The organism is Cutibacterium sp. LaCa_286, from assembly GCF_057198075.1.
The window spans coordinates 1,169,653-1,186,218 of record NZ_CP191091.1 but is presented as its reverse complement, the minus strand read 5'-3'; the positions used below and the strand labels follow the sequence as shown (position 1 = coordinate 1,186,218).

11 protein-coding genes and 2 pseudogenes are annotated in these 16,566 nt (G+C 65.6%); 10 read left to right on the top strand and 3 right to left on the bottom strand.

All coding sequences use genetic code 11. The features are described from left to right. Positions 1-146 precede the first annotated feature (146 nt). The 7 genes and pseudogenes from mtrA (at position 147) to secA (ending at position 9,251) form a co-directional block, all read left to right on the top strand. Positions 147-789, top strand: a pseudogene (gene mtrA, locus ACP8JZ_RS05070) (MtrAB system response regulator MtrA). Between the two features lie 99 nt (positions 790-888). Further along, a complete protein-coding gene (gene mtrB / locus ACP8JZ_RS05065) occupies positions 889-2,355 on the top strand; it encodes an MtrAB system histidine kinase MtrB (protein ID WP_484482804.1) in 1,467 nt (488 codons plus the stop codon). Next, complete coding sequence (locus tag ACP8JZ_RS05060) at positions 2,352-4,115, top strand: LpqB family beta-propeller domain-containing protein (RefSeq protein WP_484482192.1); 1,764 nt, start codon at positions 2,352-2,354, stop codon at positions 4,113-4,115. The genes mtrB and ACP8JZ_RS05060 overlap by 4 nt, the downstream gene beginning before the upstream one ends. Beyond that, the gene (locus ACP8JZ_RS05055) at positions 4,015-4,395 is read left to right on the top strand and encodes a hypothetical protein (protein ID WP_484482803.1); all 381 of its coding nucleotides are present in this window, start codon (positions 4,015-4,017) and stop codon (positions 4,393-4,395) included. The genes ACP8JZ_RS05060 and ACP8JZ_RS05055 overlap by 101 nt, the downstream gene beginning before the upstream one ends. A 295-nt stretch (positions 4,396-4,690) precedes the next feature. Continuing rightward, on the top strand, positions 4,691-5,356 hold the full coding sequence (locus ACP8JZ_RS05050; RefSeq protein ID WP_371415852.1) for a ComF family protein: 666 nt from the start codon (positions 4,691-4,693) through the stop codon (positions 5,354-5,356). Positions 5,357-5,532: 176 nt separating this feature from the next. Beyond that, complete coding sequence (hpf, locus tag ACP8JZ_RS05045) at positions 5,533-6,144, top strand: ribosome hibernation-promoting factor, HPF/YfiA family (RefSeq protein WP_021103477.1); 612 nt, start codon at positions 5,533-5,535, stop codon at positions 6,142-6,144. A gap of 365 nt (positions 6,145-6,509) precedes the next feature. After that, the gene (gene secA, locus ACP8JZ_RS05040) at positions 6,510-9,251 is read left to right on the top strand and encodes a preprotein translocase subunit SecA (protein WP_462917157.1); all 2,742 of its coding nucleotides are present in this window, start codon (positions 6,510-6,512) and stop codon (positions 9,249-9,251) included. Between the two features lie 219 nt (positions 9,252-9,470). On the opposite strand, the gene ACP8JZ_RS05035 is transcribed toward secA, so the two are convergent. Continuing rightward, positions 9,471-10,088: an Rv3235 family protein gene (locus ACP8JZ_RS05035; protein WP_306516893.1), complete on the bottom strand. Its 618-nt coding sequence runs from the start codon at positions 10,086-10,088 to the stop codon at positions 9,471-9,473. 188 nt (positions 10,089-10,276) lie between these two features. On the opposite strand from ACP8JZ_RS05035, the gene ACP8JZ_RS05030 reads away from it, so the two are divergent. Further along, positions 10,277-10,765 (top strand): DUF6912 family protein, encoded by a 489-nt coding sequence (locus ACP8JZ_RS05030; RefSeq protein WP_306516894.1) that lies wholly within the window; start codon positions 10,277-10,279, stop codon positions 10,763-10,765. 284 nt (positions 10,766-11,049) lie between these two features. On the opposite strand, the gene ACP8JZ_RS05025 is transcribed toward ACP8JZ_RS05030, so the two are convergent. Then, on the bottom strand, positions 11,050-11,523 hold the full coding sequence (locus ACP8JZ_RS05025) for a DUF2505 domain-containing protein (RefSeq protein WP_036904097.1): 474 nt from the start codon (positions 11,521-11,523) through the stop codon (positions 11,050-11,052). A gap of 332 nt (positions 11,524-11,855) precedes the next feature. On the opposite strand from ACP8JZ_RS05025, the gene ACP8JZ_RS05020 reads away from it, so the two are divergent. Both ACP8JZ_RS05020 and trpS read left to right on the top strand, forming a co-directional pair. Further along, the gene (locus ACP8JZ_RS05020; protein WP_021103472.1) at positions 11,856-12,710 is read left to right on the top strand and encodes a PHP domain-containing protein; all 855 of its coding nucleotides are present in this window, start codon (positions 11,856-11,858) and stop codon (positions 12,708-12,710) included. Positions 12,711-12,961: 251 nt separating this feature from the next. Then, entirely contained in the window at positions 12,962-14,050 is a 1,089-nt protein-coding gene (trpS, locus tag ACP8JZ_RS05015; protein WP_023035227.1) for a tryptophan--tRNA ligase, read from the top strand. A gap of 745 nt (positions 14,051-14,795) precedes the next feature. Here trpS and ACP8JZ_RS05010 read toward each other — a convergent pair. Continuing rightward, a pseudogene (locus tag ACP8JZ_RS05010) lies at positions 14,796-16,331 on the bottom strand (DEAD/DEAH box helicase); the annotation flags it as partial. Positions 16,332-16,566 lie beyond the last annotated feature (235 nt).

Genomic DNA, 16,566 nt, shown 5'->3' with positions numbered 1-16,566 from the left:
TCGACCGGACGGGTGGTGGGACTGCCGTGGTGGGCCCGTGCTGAATCCCTCACGGTGAGGCAGGAGGTGGACGAGTGGCTGCACGCGACACGCAGGACGACGCCGCTCGGGTGCTCGTCGTCGACGATGACGCCGCCCTCGCCGAGATGGTGCAGATCGTTCTGCAGCGGGAGGGATACCTCACCTACTGGTGCGACAACGGTGCCGACGCCGTCGACTCCTGCACCGGATTTCGCCCCGACCTCATCCTGCTCGACCTCATGCTGCCCGGCCGCAACGGAATCGAGGTGTGTCGAGACATTCGACGCACCAGCGGAGTACCGATCATCATGCTCACCGCTCGTTCGGAGACTGCAGACGTCGTCTCCGGGTTGGAGTCGGGGGCCGACGACTACGTCTCCAAACCCTTCAAGACCAAGGAACTCGTGGCTCGTATCCGAGCCAGGCTGCGGCAACCCAACGACCTCGCCGCCCCGGACGTCATCACCCTGGGTGGGCTCGTCATCGACACCGCCGCACATCGCGTCACCCGTGGGGGGGAGCGGAGATCATGCTCACCCCCTGGAGTTCGAGATCCTCGTCGCCCTGGCTCGCAGACCCAATGTCGTCCTCAGCAGAGACACCCTGCTCGAGGAGGTGTGGGGCTATCAGCGCAGCTCCACCGACACCCGACTGGTCAACGTCCACGTCCAGCGACTGCGCTCCAAGATCGAGCTGGACCCGGAACACCCTCGCCTCATCATCACGGTGCGAGGCGCCGGATACCGAGCCGGTGGGGAAGAACGCTGACCGATGGCCCGGCAGCTTGGGGCGCGACGTGTCCCACACCTCACCCCCGCACGCCGCCTGTGGTGGTCGTCCCTGCCGCTGCGGATGATTGCGATCACCCTGTCGCTCGCCCTCATCGTCCTGGTGGCAGGTGGCATGTTCCTCATGCAACGAGTCGGTGACGGGATCCTCACCGCCAAGCGACAGTCGTCGGTGGCCGAGGCGACGGCAGTCGTCAACCGGATGCAGACCGAGCTGGAGGGCACCGATCTGCGCACCTCGAGCCTGTACGAACGGCTCACCCAGCTCGCCGACGAGGCGGCCAGCCCCACCGGGCACTACCACATCATCATCCAGGGCTCGGTCTCCGGGCTCATCTCGGCAGGCGTCTCGGCGGACTCCGTGCCGCAGAACCTCGTCGACACCATCGCTTCCTCCGACGGGGTCTTCGTCACGCCCACCACCCTGAGATTCACCGACACCTCCCACGAGCAGATCCCGGGAATCGTCGTGGGGACGACGCTGTGGGTGCCGGGGCAGGACATGCGCATTCCCATCTACTTCCTGTTCTCACTCGAGCAGGAGGTGCACACCCTGGCAACCATCAAAGGAGTGGTGGCCCTCACCGGAGTTCTCATCGTCATGGGTCTGGGATTCACGACCTTCTTGGCCACCCGGGCAGTGGCCAGCCCCATTCGCCGGGCTTCCGGGACGACACGCAGACTTGCCGATGGACACCTGGACGAGCGCATGCCGGTGCGCGGTACCGACGACCTGGCGAAACTCGCCACTTCGATCAACGAGATGGCAGCCCAGCTGCAGGGCAGGATCGTCGACCTGGAACAACTCTCCACCCTGCAGCAGCAGTTCGTCTCCGACGTCTCCCACGAGCTGCGCACCCCTCTGACGACGGTGCGGATGGCAGCCGACGTCATTGCAGACCAGATGGACGAGGCAGACCCCGCCGCGCAACGATCCGCCCACCTGCTCATGACCCAGCTCGACCGGTTCGAGGACATGCTCAGCGACCTGCTCGAGATCTCACGCATCGACGCCGGCGCGGCGACCCTGGTCCTTGAGGAGGTCGACATCGTCGATCTGGTGCAGGCAGAGGTGCAGGCCGCCCAACCCCTGGCCACGAGGATGCACACCCAGCTACGAGTGCACGTCTTCTCCGGAGCCACCGCGGAAATTGACGCCATTCGAGTGAGACGTATTCTGCGAAATCTGCTGTCCAATGCCATTGAATATTCAGAATGTCGTCCCATTGACGTCACCGTGGGGTATGACCTGCATGCCGTGGCCGTGACGGTGCGGGATCATGGTGTCGGCCTCGAGGCGTGGCAGGTGGACAAACTGTTCGGCCGCTTCTGGCGGGCCGATCCCTCGCGGGTGCGCACCGTCGGTGGTACCGGTCTGGGTCTGGCCATCTCACATGACGACGCCGAGCTGCACGGCGGACGTCTGGAGGCGTGGGGCAGACCAGGTGACGGTGCCCAGTTCCGACTCACGCTGCCACGACGCCGGGGAACCGAGCTCACCTCCTCGCCACTACCACTGGTGCCCTCCGACAGGCAGGAACCATGAGATTCACACGCCCCCGAGACCAGCACGAGACCCCCAGAACCTCTGCCGACCGAACTCGTCCCGACAGAGTCCGTACCGACCTCACGTGTGACACCGGCGGCTGCCACGGTACCGGCGCCTGTCTCCACACCGGAACCTGCCACCACACCGGCGGTTGTCACCAGACAAGTGCCGATGATCCGTCGCTGCCCATCGCCCACCGGGATGTCCCCCGCCGGTCGGTGCTCTCCCGTCGATCAGTACTGGGGGCCGGGGTGGGGGCTGGAGCCCTCGCCCTGACGGGATGCGCCGGTGTGCCCACCGAAGGCCCCGTCGAGCGGGTCAATTCCCCCGGCCCGGCGGCAGGCCAGGACCCCATCGACGTCAATCCGCGTCCCCCCGAGCCCGGAGCCAGCCGAGAACTCATCGTGGCCGGATTCCTGCAGGCCATGTCGAGCTCCATCGACGCCTACCGCAGCGCCCGGGCATACCTCACCGACGAGGCCGCCCAGCACTGGGACCCGTACGCCGGCGCACTCATCTACGACTCCGAGTTCCACAAACCCACCGTCGACGATGACCGGGCCGTGCTGCACGCACCCCTCATCGCCACCCTCGACGCCAGCGGCCACCATGACCTGTGCGGGCACGGATTGCTGGATCACGACTTCGCCTTGGTCGAGGTGGCGGGGCAGTGGCGGGTCTCGGCTCCGCCCACCGGGCTGTTGCTGTCGTTGTTCGCCTTCGAGCGTGGCTACCACACGACAGCCATCTATTTCTTGGGGAGGGTTTCCGGTCTCGTCGCTCCAGACGTCATTCATCTTCCCCAGGCGGAGGCCAACCCGACCAATGCTGTGAAGGCCTTGCTGGCTGGGCCGCCGAAGGGCGGAGCTGCCGCTGACGGATCGGAATCCATCTGGTATTCTGGCATACCGAGTTCTGTGGAATTGTCGTCGGAATCCATCAGCATTGACGCCAATGGCGTGGCCACGGTGCCGTTGAATGCCCGGGCCGCGCAGATTTCCCCCGATGAGCTCCGGGTCATGGCGGCACAGTTCACATGGACCCTGTCGAAGTTCTCCCAGGTCTCCCGGGTGCGATTCACCGCACGCGGCGTCCCCCTCACGCTGGCCGACGCCGCCGAGGACGGCACCGTCTCCCTCGACCTGTTCGCCTCGATGGCAGCCTACGAGAACCATGACAAGCTGGTCGTCACCGTCGTCAGAGGTGGCACACTGCAGTCGCTGGTCAGCGACGAGACCTTCCGCCCGCTCAGCGGCAGTCTCGGCACCCTGCGCCCCGGCGCTATTTCACCCAGCGCCATCACACCCAGCACCGCTCCCTCTGGCACCATCCCATCGGCCACCCCCGACCACCAGTGGGCACTGGTCGATCAGCGCAGAACCGGCCTGTGGTGGTGCACTGGTGCTCGCACGGCACGAAAACTGGCCAGCGGTACCGCGATGGTGCGTCCCCAGATCACTCGGGACCACACGATCTGGACCGCCGAGGACACCGGCTCCGTCACCCCCGTCGTCCACGCGGTGACCCTGGCAGGCAGGCCGAGACCGGTGAATGCCACGGCCCTGCGTCGTACGAGGATTCGCGCGTTCAGCATCTCCCCGGACATGGACGCGCATCGCCTTCATCTTCGGGGAGGGAGAGGGTTCCCGGTTGGCGATGTCCACCCTGGGCAAGGATTCCTCGGGAATGCTGGTCATTGGCCAGCCCGAGGTGCGTGTCGTCGCCGAGATGGATCCAGGCATGACGATCGCCATTGACGTGGGGTGGATCAGCCAGACCAAGCTCATGGTCATCGCACGATCCGCCGTCGGTGCATCGGGGACGCCGTTCGAGTTGTGCTGCGACGGTGCCGAGGTGACGCCGGTGGGTCAGCTCACCGGGGCGAACATGGTGCAGTTGGCCACCGTGGCATCCGCCGACACGGTGTCGGCCGTCGTCATGACCGAGAGCGGGCACGTGCTGCGCTACGAGTACCGGTATCGCTGGACCCAGCTCGGTGAGGACGCCTCGATCACTGCCGTCGCTCTGAGCGGATAGGGGTGTGGCTGGGCAGATAGGACTGGATAGGGGTGTGGCCGGGCGTGGAACAGGACGGTACGGATGGGGCGACCACCCTCGGGTGGGGTGTCCGCAGTGTGGGTTGTCCACAGCTCCTTCGAGCACCTCGGGAGCGCCGTCAACAGATCGACGAGCTGCCTGGTTCCTGGCAGTGCCACTGGCAACGATGGAGGGCATGAGGATTCTTGAGAGCCTGGCGGATCTGCTGCTGGGAGCCTGCTGCCCCGGATGCCATGCACCCGGGGTGGGGCTGTGCGAGCAGTGCGTGGCAGCCGTGCGTCCAGCACCCCGCATCATCTGTGACGGGCCACCGCCGGTGGTGGCGTGTCTGCCATATCGCGACCCCATCCCCAATGTGGTGACGGCTTACAAGGATCGTGGTGCCGGCTGGCTCGACGAGACTCTCGGCGATTGGCTTGCCGCCGGACTCGGCCCAGTCCTCACCGCCGATGAGCAGGTGCCGCGGGTCGTCCCCATGCCCTCCGATCCGGCTGCGGTGCGACGCCGCGGTGCCGATCATGCCCGCGACCTGGCCCAGGCAGCAGTTCGCAGGTGTGGGGAAGCTGCCGGTACGCAGGCCACGGCGCGTCGTGCCGCGGGTCGAAGTGCGGGGCTTGCAGAACTGGGAGCAACCCGGCACAGACCGGACGGTCGGAGGCTGGCGAGCCTGGTATCTCGCGGCAATGACGTGGTGGTCCCACTGCTCAAGCGCACTCGGCACGTGCGCGACCAGCTGGAGGTGTCACACGAACGCCGCGCCGCCAATCAGGACTCGTCGATGCGGGCAGTTCCCGGGCACGGCCCGGTCGTCGTCATCGACGACGTGCGCACCACCGGGGCGAGCCTGGCCGAGGCCTGCCGTGCCCTCACCGAGGGCGGGTACCAGGTACGGGCAGCGGTGGTGCTGGCCGACGCGCAGACACCGCATCGGTGGGCCTGAGCCGGACGGGTCTGTGACGAACTCCTGTCGTGGAGGGGGCTCTTGAGCTAACGTTGCATCCATGCACGGTTGACACCGGCGATTTCGCTCCTCGAGGTCGAGGGGCGTGCAGCCAGCCGCAGCCGTGTTCGTTACTCGCCGGGTAATTCCGGCACGACTCCACCAAGGAGGATGCCATGGATGTCATCGTTTCGGGTCGCCACTGCCACGTCAGTGATGATGTGCGCTCCCAGGTCGAGGACAGACTGCTCGCCGTGGACAAGATCAGGGATCGCGTCACCCGTGCCGAGGTCGTCTTCACCGCCCAGAACGTCAAGGGATCTCCCGACCAGGCCATGACCTGCGAAATCACGCTGCGTTCCCGTGGACCAGTGGTTCGCGCCGAGGGGCATGCCGAGGACAAGATGGTGGCCTTCGACAAGGCCGCCGACCGGTTGCGCACCCAATTGGTCAAGGCCGCCGACCGCCGTCGCAGTCGTCGCGGGTTGCGCGTCTCCCAGATGCTCGACATTCCCGAGGAACCTGCTGGTGAGGAGCGGGACATCATCCCCACCCGCACGATTGCCGGCGACGTCGAGGTGACCGGGGACGGCCCCCTGTACGTCAAGGAGAAGGTGTTCCGCACCGAACCGCTCACCCTGGCCCAGGCACTTGACGAGATGGAACTCGTCGGCCACGATTTCTTCCTCTACGTCGACGCCGAGTCCGGCCGTCCGAGTGCGGTCTACCGCCGCCGCAAGGGGTACAACTACGGCGTCATCCACCTGGATGTCGACAAGGAGAAGTGACGTCGGGGCGAGAAGTGAATCCATCGGGGGCCGGCCGGGGAAACCTGGTCGGCCCCCCGCTGATTGACCTTGAGGCGTTGATCGACCCCGACGTGCTGACTGCCCCCAAGACGCTGGTCGGCCCTGACGCGCTGACTGCCCCCCCGATGCGTCGAGTCGATCCTCATCGAGGTGGCAGAAAGACTGCTGCCAGCGGCGATTTCCATGCGAAGAACCGTCGATGATGGAAGAATGCCACGATGTTGCCGGCGTCAGTCGAGAGGATTGACGAGCGTGACACATTGGGTTCAGGTGAGAAGTGCCCCTAGGATGGCTGAGGTGCACGTCGTGCACCTTGAACATGTTTTCGAGTTAGGACACCCGTCGTGAAACTGTTGGACCGCGCACTGCACGCCGGAGAAGGCAAGATCATCCGTCGCCTCAACCGGATCGTTGGCCAGGTCAACAGCATCGAGGACGACTACGTCGCCATGAGTGATGACGAGCTGCGTGGCCAGACCACTGACTTCAAGCAGCGCCTCGACAACGGCGAGGACCTCGACCATCTGCTTCCCGAGGCGTACGCAACGGTGCGCGAGGCCTCCAAGCGGGTGCTCAACAAACGTCACTTCGACGTCCAGATCATGGGTGGTGCCGCCCTGCACCAGTGCAACATCGCCGAGATGAAGACCGGTGAGGGCAAGACCCTCGTCGGTCTGCTGCCGGCCTACCTCAACGGTCTGTCGGGCAAGGGCGTCCACGTCGTCACCGTCAACGACTACCTCGCCGAGGTGCAGTCGGAGCAGATGGGACGCGTCCACCACTTCCTCGGACTCGACGTGTCGGCCATCCTCTCCCAGATGAGCCCTGCCGAACGCAAGGAGGCCTACAAGGCAGACGTCATCTACGGAACCAACAACGAGTTCGGTTTTGACTACCTGCGCGACAACATGGCCTCCAGCCTGGACGACTGCGTGCAGCGTGGCCACCACTACGCCATCGTCGACGAGGTCGACTCGATCCTCATCGACGAGGCCCGTACCCCGCTCATCATCTCCGGTCCCGCCGAGGAGAACAAGCAGTGGTACCCCGAGTTCGCGCGTATCGCCACCTCGCTGCGCCGCGACGAGGACTACGAGGTCGACGAGAAGAAGCGCACCGTCGCCGTCCTCGGCCACGGAATCAGTATGGTGGAGGACCGGTTGGGCATCGAGAACCTCTATGAGTCGGTCAACACCCCACTCATCGGCTACCTCAACAACGCCATCAAGGCCAAGGAGCTCTTCCACCGCGACAAGGACTACGTCATCATGGACGGCGAGGTCCTCATCGTTGACGAGCACACGGGCCGCACCTTGGCAGGACGCCGGTACAACGAAGGTCTGCACCAGGCCCTGGAGGCCAAGGAACACGTCGAGATCAAGGACGAGTACCAGACCTTGGCGACGATCACCCTGCAGAACTACTTCCGCATGTACGACAAACTCGCCGGCATGACGGGTACCGCCAAGACCGAGGAGTCCGAGTTCCAGAAGATCTACGGTCTGGGCGTCATTCCGATCCCGACGAACCGGCCCATGATCCGCAAGGATCAGAAGGACCTCGTCTACCGCACCGAGCAGGCCAAGTTCGACGCCATCATCGCCGACGTCGTGGAACGTCACGAGTCCGGGCAGCCGGTGCTCATCGGTACCGCCTCGGTCGCCAAGTCCGAAGTGCTCTCCGAGTCCCTCAAACGCGCTGGCGTACCGCACAAGGTGCTCAACGCCAAGCATCACGAGGCCGAGGCCGCCATCGTCGCCCAGGCTGGACGACTCGGGGCGGTCACCGTGTCGACGAACATGGCCGGTCGTGGTACCGACATCATCCTCGGTGGCAACCCTGAGTTCCTCACCGAGCTGGACCTGCGCGAGAGGGGTCTGGATCCCGTCGAGGACGAGGAGGCCTACCAGCAGGCGTGGGAGAGCACGCTGGCGAAGTACGAGGAGCAGTCCAAGGCCGAGCACGAGAAGGTCACCGAACTGGGTGGGCTCTACGTCGTGGGCTCGGAGCGTCACGAGTCGCGGCGCATCGACAACCAGCTTCGTGGCCGATCCGGCCGTCAGGGCGACCCGGGGGAGTCGCGATTCTACCTGTCGGTGCAGGACGAGCTCATGCGCCTGTTCAAGCCCGAGATGCTGGACCGTGCCATGGTGACCCTCAACGTCCCCGACGACGTTCCCCTGGAGTCCAAGTGGTTCACTCGCCAGATCGAGAGCGCCCAGAAGCAGGTCGAGGCGCAGAACTTCGAGATGCGAAAGAACGTCCTCAAGTATGACGACGTCATGAACCGTCAGCGTCACGTCATCTACGCCGACCGCCGCAAGGTGCTCGAGGGGGCCGACGTCGAGTCCGAGCTGCGTGCCACGACCAATCGCGTCGTCGAGGCCTGCGTGCGCCAGTACACCGAGGGCTACGCCGAGGACTGGGACCTTGACGCCCTGTGGCACGAGATGGGGCAGGTGTACCCCGTGGAACTGCCGAAATCGGAGTTCCATGACTGCGACGACGCCGACGAGCTCGTCGAGGCCTTCACCGACGACGCCCAGGGTGCCTACGACGGTCGGGAACAGGCTCTGGGCGAGGACACCATGCGTGAGCTGGAGCGTCAGGTGCTGCTCACCGTCCTGGACCGCAAGTGGCGGGAACACCTCTACGAGATGGACTACCTGCGCGAGGGAATCGGTCTGCGTGCCATGGCGCAGCGCGACCCGCTGGTGGAGTACCAGCGTGAGGGTGGCGAGATGTTCACCTCGATGATGGATGCCTTCAAGGAAGAGGTCGTGGGCTACCTGTTCAATCTGGAGATCCAGAGCCCGGCCCAGCAGGTCGGTCTGGTGACCGACGAGTCCGGTGAGCCCGTCACCGGTGCCTCGATGAGTGCCGGGGTGCCCCTGGGCAAGGGCCTGGAGCACCACGAGGAGACCGAGCTGAGTTACAGCTCTCCCGATGAGTCCGGCGAGGTCAGCAAGAGCGAGGCCAAGCCCAAGGACAAGCCATTCGCCAATGTGGGACGCAACCAGAAGTGCCCGTGCGGTTCCGGCAAGAAGTTCAAGAACTGCCACGGCGCGCCTGGCCGGGTGAACTGAGTCGGACCTACCGACGCACGATGATCTGCTCGGGACGCCCCTTGGTTGACTGTCTGACTCCACCGGGGCCGGTGATCGGTCCCGCCGGTGGCCCGTGACTGAAGTTCAGGGTGCTGGGCCCCGGGGCAGGATCACCGTGCGGCACTGGAGTTCACGGTGCCGGAGACCGCTGATGGGCCACCGTGCGTCGTGAGTTGCCGGGGCCTCGGTCGAGGATCGTCACCGCGACGGCGCCGAGATGAGCTGCTCGACACCACGGTTGCGCAGCAGCTCGGTCCACGTGACCCGCCACGTCCGGGAGCCGCGGAGCGTGAGGGCCAGGGCAATGCGGTGCTGCTGAATCTCGAGCATGACGACGGCGTTGATCGTCTCGTCCCGACGTTGGATGAGGGGTCGACCGATCTGCACCACGGTGTTCCATCCCGCACCGCGCGGCCACTGTCTGATGTCCTCAACCGCCTGGACAGTTGCAATCCGGCGCAGGTGTGACATGGGACGTCGACCACTGACGCACTCCACGATCACCCGGGTGGCAGTGAGCACCAGACGAGCTGCTGCCACGGGAGCTGAGGTCGATGAGGTCGATGGCCGGCGGACGCTGTGCAGTGCGACGACGTTGCTCGCAGGACCGCGGCCGTCATCGCCGGTGCGCGTGTCACGCGACTCGTCCGCGACGAGGTCGTCAACGCCGTCCGTCATGTCGGGCAGCATCGGATGGGTCCCGAGATCGACCGGGTGAGATGCCGTGGGAGCGTCACCGGATGGCAGCCAACTGGGCAGTTGACGCAGCTCCATGCCGGATTCGCGTGCCAGAAGGGATGAATCATGGATCGTCACGCTGCAAGCTCACACCGTGAGACCCATGAGAGGCCAGAGCCGAGTGGAAATCTGTGGACAACGTCCCGGATCCGGAAAATGGACCTGTGGAGACATGTGTGTCCCACCGTGGAACACTGGTGCAGTGCCTCGTACATGTTGGTCAAGCCGGTTACCGTTGAGAAGTGTCACATCATCATGGAGGCGTCATGTCTGATCCAGCAGAAATAGTGTTCGTCCCGGCCAGCGCAGCCGAGGCCCGAGCCATGGTGCAGCACGTCTCTGAGCAGGTGCAGGCCTTCACCGTCACCGACGAGCTGCGCGCCATCCTCGACGTTGACGGTGACGAGGAACAGACCGAGCGGGCAGCCATGATCATCGCATCGGTCCAAGGCCTTGCCCGGTACGGTCGACGCCTGGTGCTCGTTGCCCATGTGCCGCCGTCGGTCATGGGTGACAACGAGGAGCATGCCAATGGGGGAGTGACCCTCACCCAGCTGGATCCCAAACAGATCACGGCGTGGTTCAGCGACGAAACCCTTGACGTGACCGCCGAGGCCGCCGAGGCGGTACGCGGCATGATCATCGACGACGCCTGGAACGACGTGCTCGTGCAGTCCCTGCTCGTCGAGCACGAGATGTTGTGGCATGACATCACCGAGGAACTGCCAGATCCCATCACCGACCCGTGGAGCTGAACACGGGCACACTGGTACGACCGGCGTCCATCGAGATCACGACTGGACTGCTGTGGCATGCAGAGCCCTGACGCTTTGCCGTGCACCCCGCCGGAGGCACCACTCACCGCCAAGGCCATGCAGTGCCGTGACGCCGCCGGGCAGGGCTGCCGGACGGCGTCAGCAGTGTCACGTCGCGTCCGTCACCGCCGGGCCCGTTGCCCAGCTCTGTGCAGCCATCGTTCAGTCACCGCTCAGCCACGGGAGGGATTCACCACGGTGCTCCGCCATGCGGCGAAGGACTCTCAGTGCGAGGCCAGCCAGGCGTCGCCTGCCTCCTGCTGGGTCCTGAAGGCTGCAGTGGCGTAGGGGGCAGCCTTCTTCTCGAGCTTCTTGCCAGCCAGCGGGATGGAGATCGAGAACGATCCGTTGCAGGTCACGATCGTTCCCGGTCCGCCCGCTGCAACGTGCATCCTGCCTTCAGCCTTGGCCGGCACCCCGGCGCGCTTCATCGTCATGGTCGCCGTGCGGCTGCCGTCGGAGGCCGGAGCGTCCCACACTAGGTCGTGGTGCATCTGCAAGGTCTCACCGATGAACTTCTGTGCCTGGCTGGGGGTGGGGGTTGCCACGTCGAGGGACACGTCATCCCCGGTGCGCTGTGCATTGGAGACGGTGGCATTGTTGCGGTGGTACACATCGGTCCACCAGTCCGGGTCGCTCATCATCTCGATCACACGATCCGGGGTTGCTGAGTACTCAGCAGTCATGTTGATATCCATGACATACATTCTTGTCACAGCGTCCAAATCGATCCAGATCTGCAGTCCAGCCCCGGCGGGGTCGGAAAGATCCACCCGGATTCGCAGGTCCGGCCTGGTGCAGGGCGTGGCCTGCGAGGTGCGGCACGGCGGGGTGAGGAGCCGTGGACACAACGCTGGAAACCTCGCCCGACCACGATCCCGAGACTAGAATCGAGACAGCTGTCATGGCCTTGCCCTTGGGGAGGACAATGGACGTGCCAGCATGCGGCACGTTGCCAGTGACGTCCCCACCACACCGGGGCCTGCCGTGGTGGTGACTCGCAACCCGAGGACGGCGCTAGGAAGCTGATATGTTCATCGATCTGCACACCCATTCCTCCATCTCGGATGGTACGGACTCGCCGACCCGGCTCGTCATGCGCGCGGCCGGGGTCGGGCTGGACGTCATCTCCCTGACGGACCATGACACCTTCGACGGCCTCGAGGAGGCCCATGCCGCCGGTGGACGATTCGGCGTCAAGGTGCTGCCGGGCATCGAGATCACCTGTCGAGAGAAGGACGTTGACGTCCACCTGCTGGGCTACGGCTGCCATCCCGACGATGCGCAGTTGGGTGCCGAACTGGAACGCACCAGGGCGTCACGGTTGGGCAGGTTGCACCGCATCTGCCAGAAGCTCACCGACCTGGACATGCCGCTCACCGTTGAGGAGGTCATGCGGTACGCGGGCACCGCCCACAGCTTGGGACGCCCACACGTGGCCGATGCCATGATCGCCAAGGGATACGTCAAGGATCGCGACGAGGCCTTTGCCACGTGGCTCTCACACGACTGCCCGGCCTATGTGCGTCGTTACTCGATCGACCTGGCCGATGCCATCACCTTGGTGCGGCAGGCCAAGGGGGTGGCGGTGCTGGCCCATCCGTGGGCGCGTGGCGCCGATCGAGTGCTCAGCCCCGAGCGGATCGCCGGGCTTGCCGCTGACGGTCTGGAGGGCATTGAGGTGGATCACAACGAGCACGGCGTCCAGGTCCGTCGTATGCTCTTCGACCTCGGCGGTCGACTGGGGTTGATCCGTACCGGATCCAGTGACTACCACGGCACGGGGAAGAAGGGGCACGAGCTGGGGTGCAACACCACTCGGGAGACCGCCTACCGCGAGATCTGCACTCGCGTGCAGCTGCGCGGCGGCCACCTCATGTGGTGACTCGTGCGTAACGGCGATGCCCGGGCCGCCGGTGGACCGGGGCAAGCTCCACGAGACTGTTGCGGCCGTCAATCCGGGGCAGCACGGGCGACGTGCACGGTCATGGTGACGCGCCTGGTCACTGCTATGATCTTTCCCATGACCGACGCCGTGGCGGCCCCTGTGCCTGTGCCGAGACGGCGCACGACGTGAGTGACACCGCCCCCACCGGCGTCGAATCCTCGTCGGACGAGGGGCGAGGAAAGGACACCATGACTGATCGTGAGACGGTGGGGACCCATGAGGCCACCGTGGCCCGTTCCCAGCAGCGCAGCGACAAGGTCGAGGCCGATCTTGCCGTGCATCCGGATCGCTGGCGAGTGCTCACCGGGGATCGTCCCACCGGCAAGCTGCACATCGGTCATTACTTCGGCTCCTTGGTGAACCGGGTCCGGCTGCAGAACATGGGCCTGGACTCGTTGCTCGTCATCGCCGACTACCAGGTGATCTATGACCGGGACGGCGTGGGTGCGATCCAGGAGAACGTCCTGTCCGGTCTGGCAGACTATTTGGCGGCCGGTATCGATCCGCAGCGCACGACGATCTTCACTCACTCCGCGCTGCCCAGCCTCAACCAGTTGCTGCTTCCCTTCCTGTCACTGGTCACCGATTCCGAGCTGCGTCGCAACCCCACCGTCAAGGACGAGTTGGCCAATTCCGACCGCCCGATGTCCGGGCTCATGCTCACCTTCCCGGTGCACCAGGCCGCCGACATCCTGTTCTGCAAGGCAAATGTGGTTCCGGTGGGGGTCGATCAGCTGCCCCACATCGAGGTGACTCGCCTCATCGCCCGCAGGTTCGACGAGCGCTACGGACGCGTCGACGCGGAGCAACCGGTGTTCCCCGAGCCGGAGGCGCTGCTGTCGGCCACCCCGCACGTCCTGGGCCTCGACGGCACCAAGATGAGCAAGTCACGTGGCAACACCATCGAACTCGGTATGAGTGCCGACGAGACGGCCAAGCTCATCAAGCGAGCCAAGACCGACGCCGATCGGCACATCACCTTCGACCCACAGAATCGTCCCGAGGTGTCCAACCTGCTGCTACTCACCGCGCTGTGCGAGGACGCCGATCCGGCGGCCATCGCCGAACAGATCGGTGACGGTGGATCGGGCACCCTCAAGAAACGGCTCACCGAGTCCCTCAACGAGTACTTCGCGCCGATTCGTGCCCGGCGAGCCGAGCTCGTCAGCGATGAGGCGTATCTGCGTCGTGTGCTGCGTGAGGGCAATGAGCAGGCCTGTGCCGTCGCCGACCAGACCTTGGGCGAGGTGCGCGAGGCCATGAGGATGGTCTACTGAACCGGTTCACCGGGGGCTGGCTCGCTGGGGAGGTCAGCCCTGCCAGGCGGGGCCAGGCTCGGACACGCTCTGACGCGTCAGTCAGGCCGCTCGATGCCGGCGGTGCGTTGATTGCCGGAATGGCCCGGGGAATCGTCGCAGAGCACCGGGTCGCAGGTGACTGGATCGCAGAACACTGGCATCGTCGCAGGGCCTGGTCGCAGCAACCATTGGCGACGGGCGGTCACACCACTATCGGTGCCGGGCAGCGGCCCATCGATCATGTGAGGGCCTATCGGCCATGTGACAAGGGGCACCACTGCCTCGGTGAGCGCCAGACCGCCCTGCGCAGGCAACCAGCGACAAGCTGACCCCTGCGCAGGACGAGTGCCTGGGCGCAGGAGGAGTACTTGGTCGATCAGTGGCCCCTGGGACGACGAGCCCGCCGGGTGCGCCGAGTGTCCGCCGAGGTGCCGCGGTCCTGGTTCGAGTTCGACGCGCTGGCTGACGAGGATCGTGCCCGGGCGGATCGTCGCGTCGGTCGGGAGCCGGTGCGTGCAGATTTCCGGTCGGTGCCACTCGCATGACCTGACGTGCTGGAGGCGGGGCGGGGAGCCGAGGTGTGCTGCTCGGAATCGACACGTCGAGTGCGTCCCTGAGACTCATGGCGGGGACGACGGTGGTCGGTCCCGCGAGCTCGACGACGCCTGGTCCTCCCAGCTCCAGCAGCACGGGAACCGACAGCGTGCGTGGCCTTGGTGGACGTGCTGGGGCGTTGCTTGGTGGCGGAGGATGTCCGGGCCGGCTCGGTGACGGCCCTTGACCCAGCAGTCTCACCGGCTCGAGACCTGGTTGCGGGAGCCTGAGCGTCGCTGCCGGTTCTGTGAGGCCTTGAATTCGCTGAGGTTGCTGGAGCCGTCCCGGCGGCCTCGGCGTCCCGTTGCACCACCACGCCGTTGCGGCGGCGTGTGCGCTGACGCTTGGGTCGGTTCTTCGTACCTCGTGTCTTCGGCCCCTCGCGACGGCGTCCTCGGGTATGGCTCTCGTCGCGGGAATGCCTCGGTTCGGCACCGGGCAGGCGGCCAGTGGCGTCCTCGGGAATGGCGAGGTCACTGAAGAGGTGCGTGGAGGTGGAGTATGTCTCCACCGGCTCGTCGATACCCAGCCCCAGAGCCTTGTTGATGAGCTTCCAGCGGGTGAGGTCGGGCCAGTCCACCAGGGTGACCGCAATGCCCTTGGCGCCGGCGCGTCCGGTACGTCCGATCCGGTGCACGTAGGTCTTCTCGTCGTCCGGGCACTCGTGGTTGACGACGTGCGAGACGCCGGTGACGTCGATTCCGCGGGCCGCCACGTCGGTGGCCACCAAGACCTTCGCCCGCCCCTCGCGGAACCCCTTGAGAGCCCTTTCCCGAGCCACCTGGTTGAGGTCACCGTGAATGGCACGGGCCGGGAACCCTCGGTCGGCGAGATCGTCGGCCAGACGCTGGCAGGCCCGCTTGGTGCGGCAGAAGATGATCGTCTTCTCGACCTCGGAGGACTGCAACAGTCGCGAGATGATCTCGATCTTGTCGAGCGGATGCGCCTGGTAGACGTACTGGGTGGTCTGTGGCACCGTCGCCTGGGAGTCGGCCCCCTCCGCCCGGATGTGCACCGGATGGTTGAGCTGGGCGCGGGCCAGGGACATGATCGCTGCCGGCATGGTGGCCGAGAACAGCATCGTCTGGCGACTGGTGGGGCAGTGGCCGAGCAGCTTCTCCACGTCGGGAAGGAAACCGAGATCCAGCATCTCGTCGGCCTCGTCCAGCACGACGATCGAGCAGCTGGTGAGGTTGAGATCCCTGCGACCGACGAGGTCCAGCAGGCGGCCCGGGGTGCCGACGACGACGTCGACCCCGCGTTTCAGCGCGTCGATCTGGGAGTCGTAACCGACGCCACCGTAGACGGTGAGCACCCGGGCGCCACGCACGCGAGCCGCCGTGTCGATGTCGCGGGAGACCTGGAGGGCGAGCTCACGCGTGGGGCACATCACCAGGGCCTGGGGCAGACGGCTGCCCGACTGCGTCCAGCCCTCGTCACCGGGCAGGACGATGCGTTGCAGGGCAGACACGCCGAATGCCAGTGTCTTGCCCGTGCCGGTGCGAGCCTGGCCGATGAGATCGGTGCCGCTGATGGCGATGGGGATGCTCATCGCCTGAATGGGGAAGGGCGAGGTGATACCGGCGTCTTCCAGCCCCTCACAGATGTCGGCTCGGACCCCCAGGTCGGCGAATGTCTGGTCTTCTGAAGTGTTGTTCGTGGTCAGTGTCGTGGCCTCTTCGTGCGTGGACCCGCCAGGGTCCTGTGTCGTGCGCGGACCGGTTGGCCCGGGATGTGTGCAGGCCCGTCAAGGCCCGATGTCGTGCATGGACAGCACCCGGTGAGGGGTTGGTGCCCGGGAGAGGACGGGACTCGCAGGGTGTTTTTCTCGTGCGAAGTCATGTCCTCGGGTGGTATTGACGGCTCGTCAATCGAACACACCGAGAGTGATTCTACCGTTC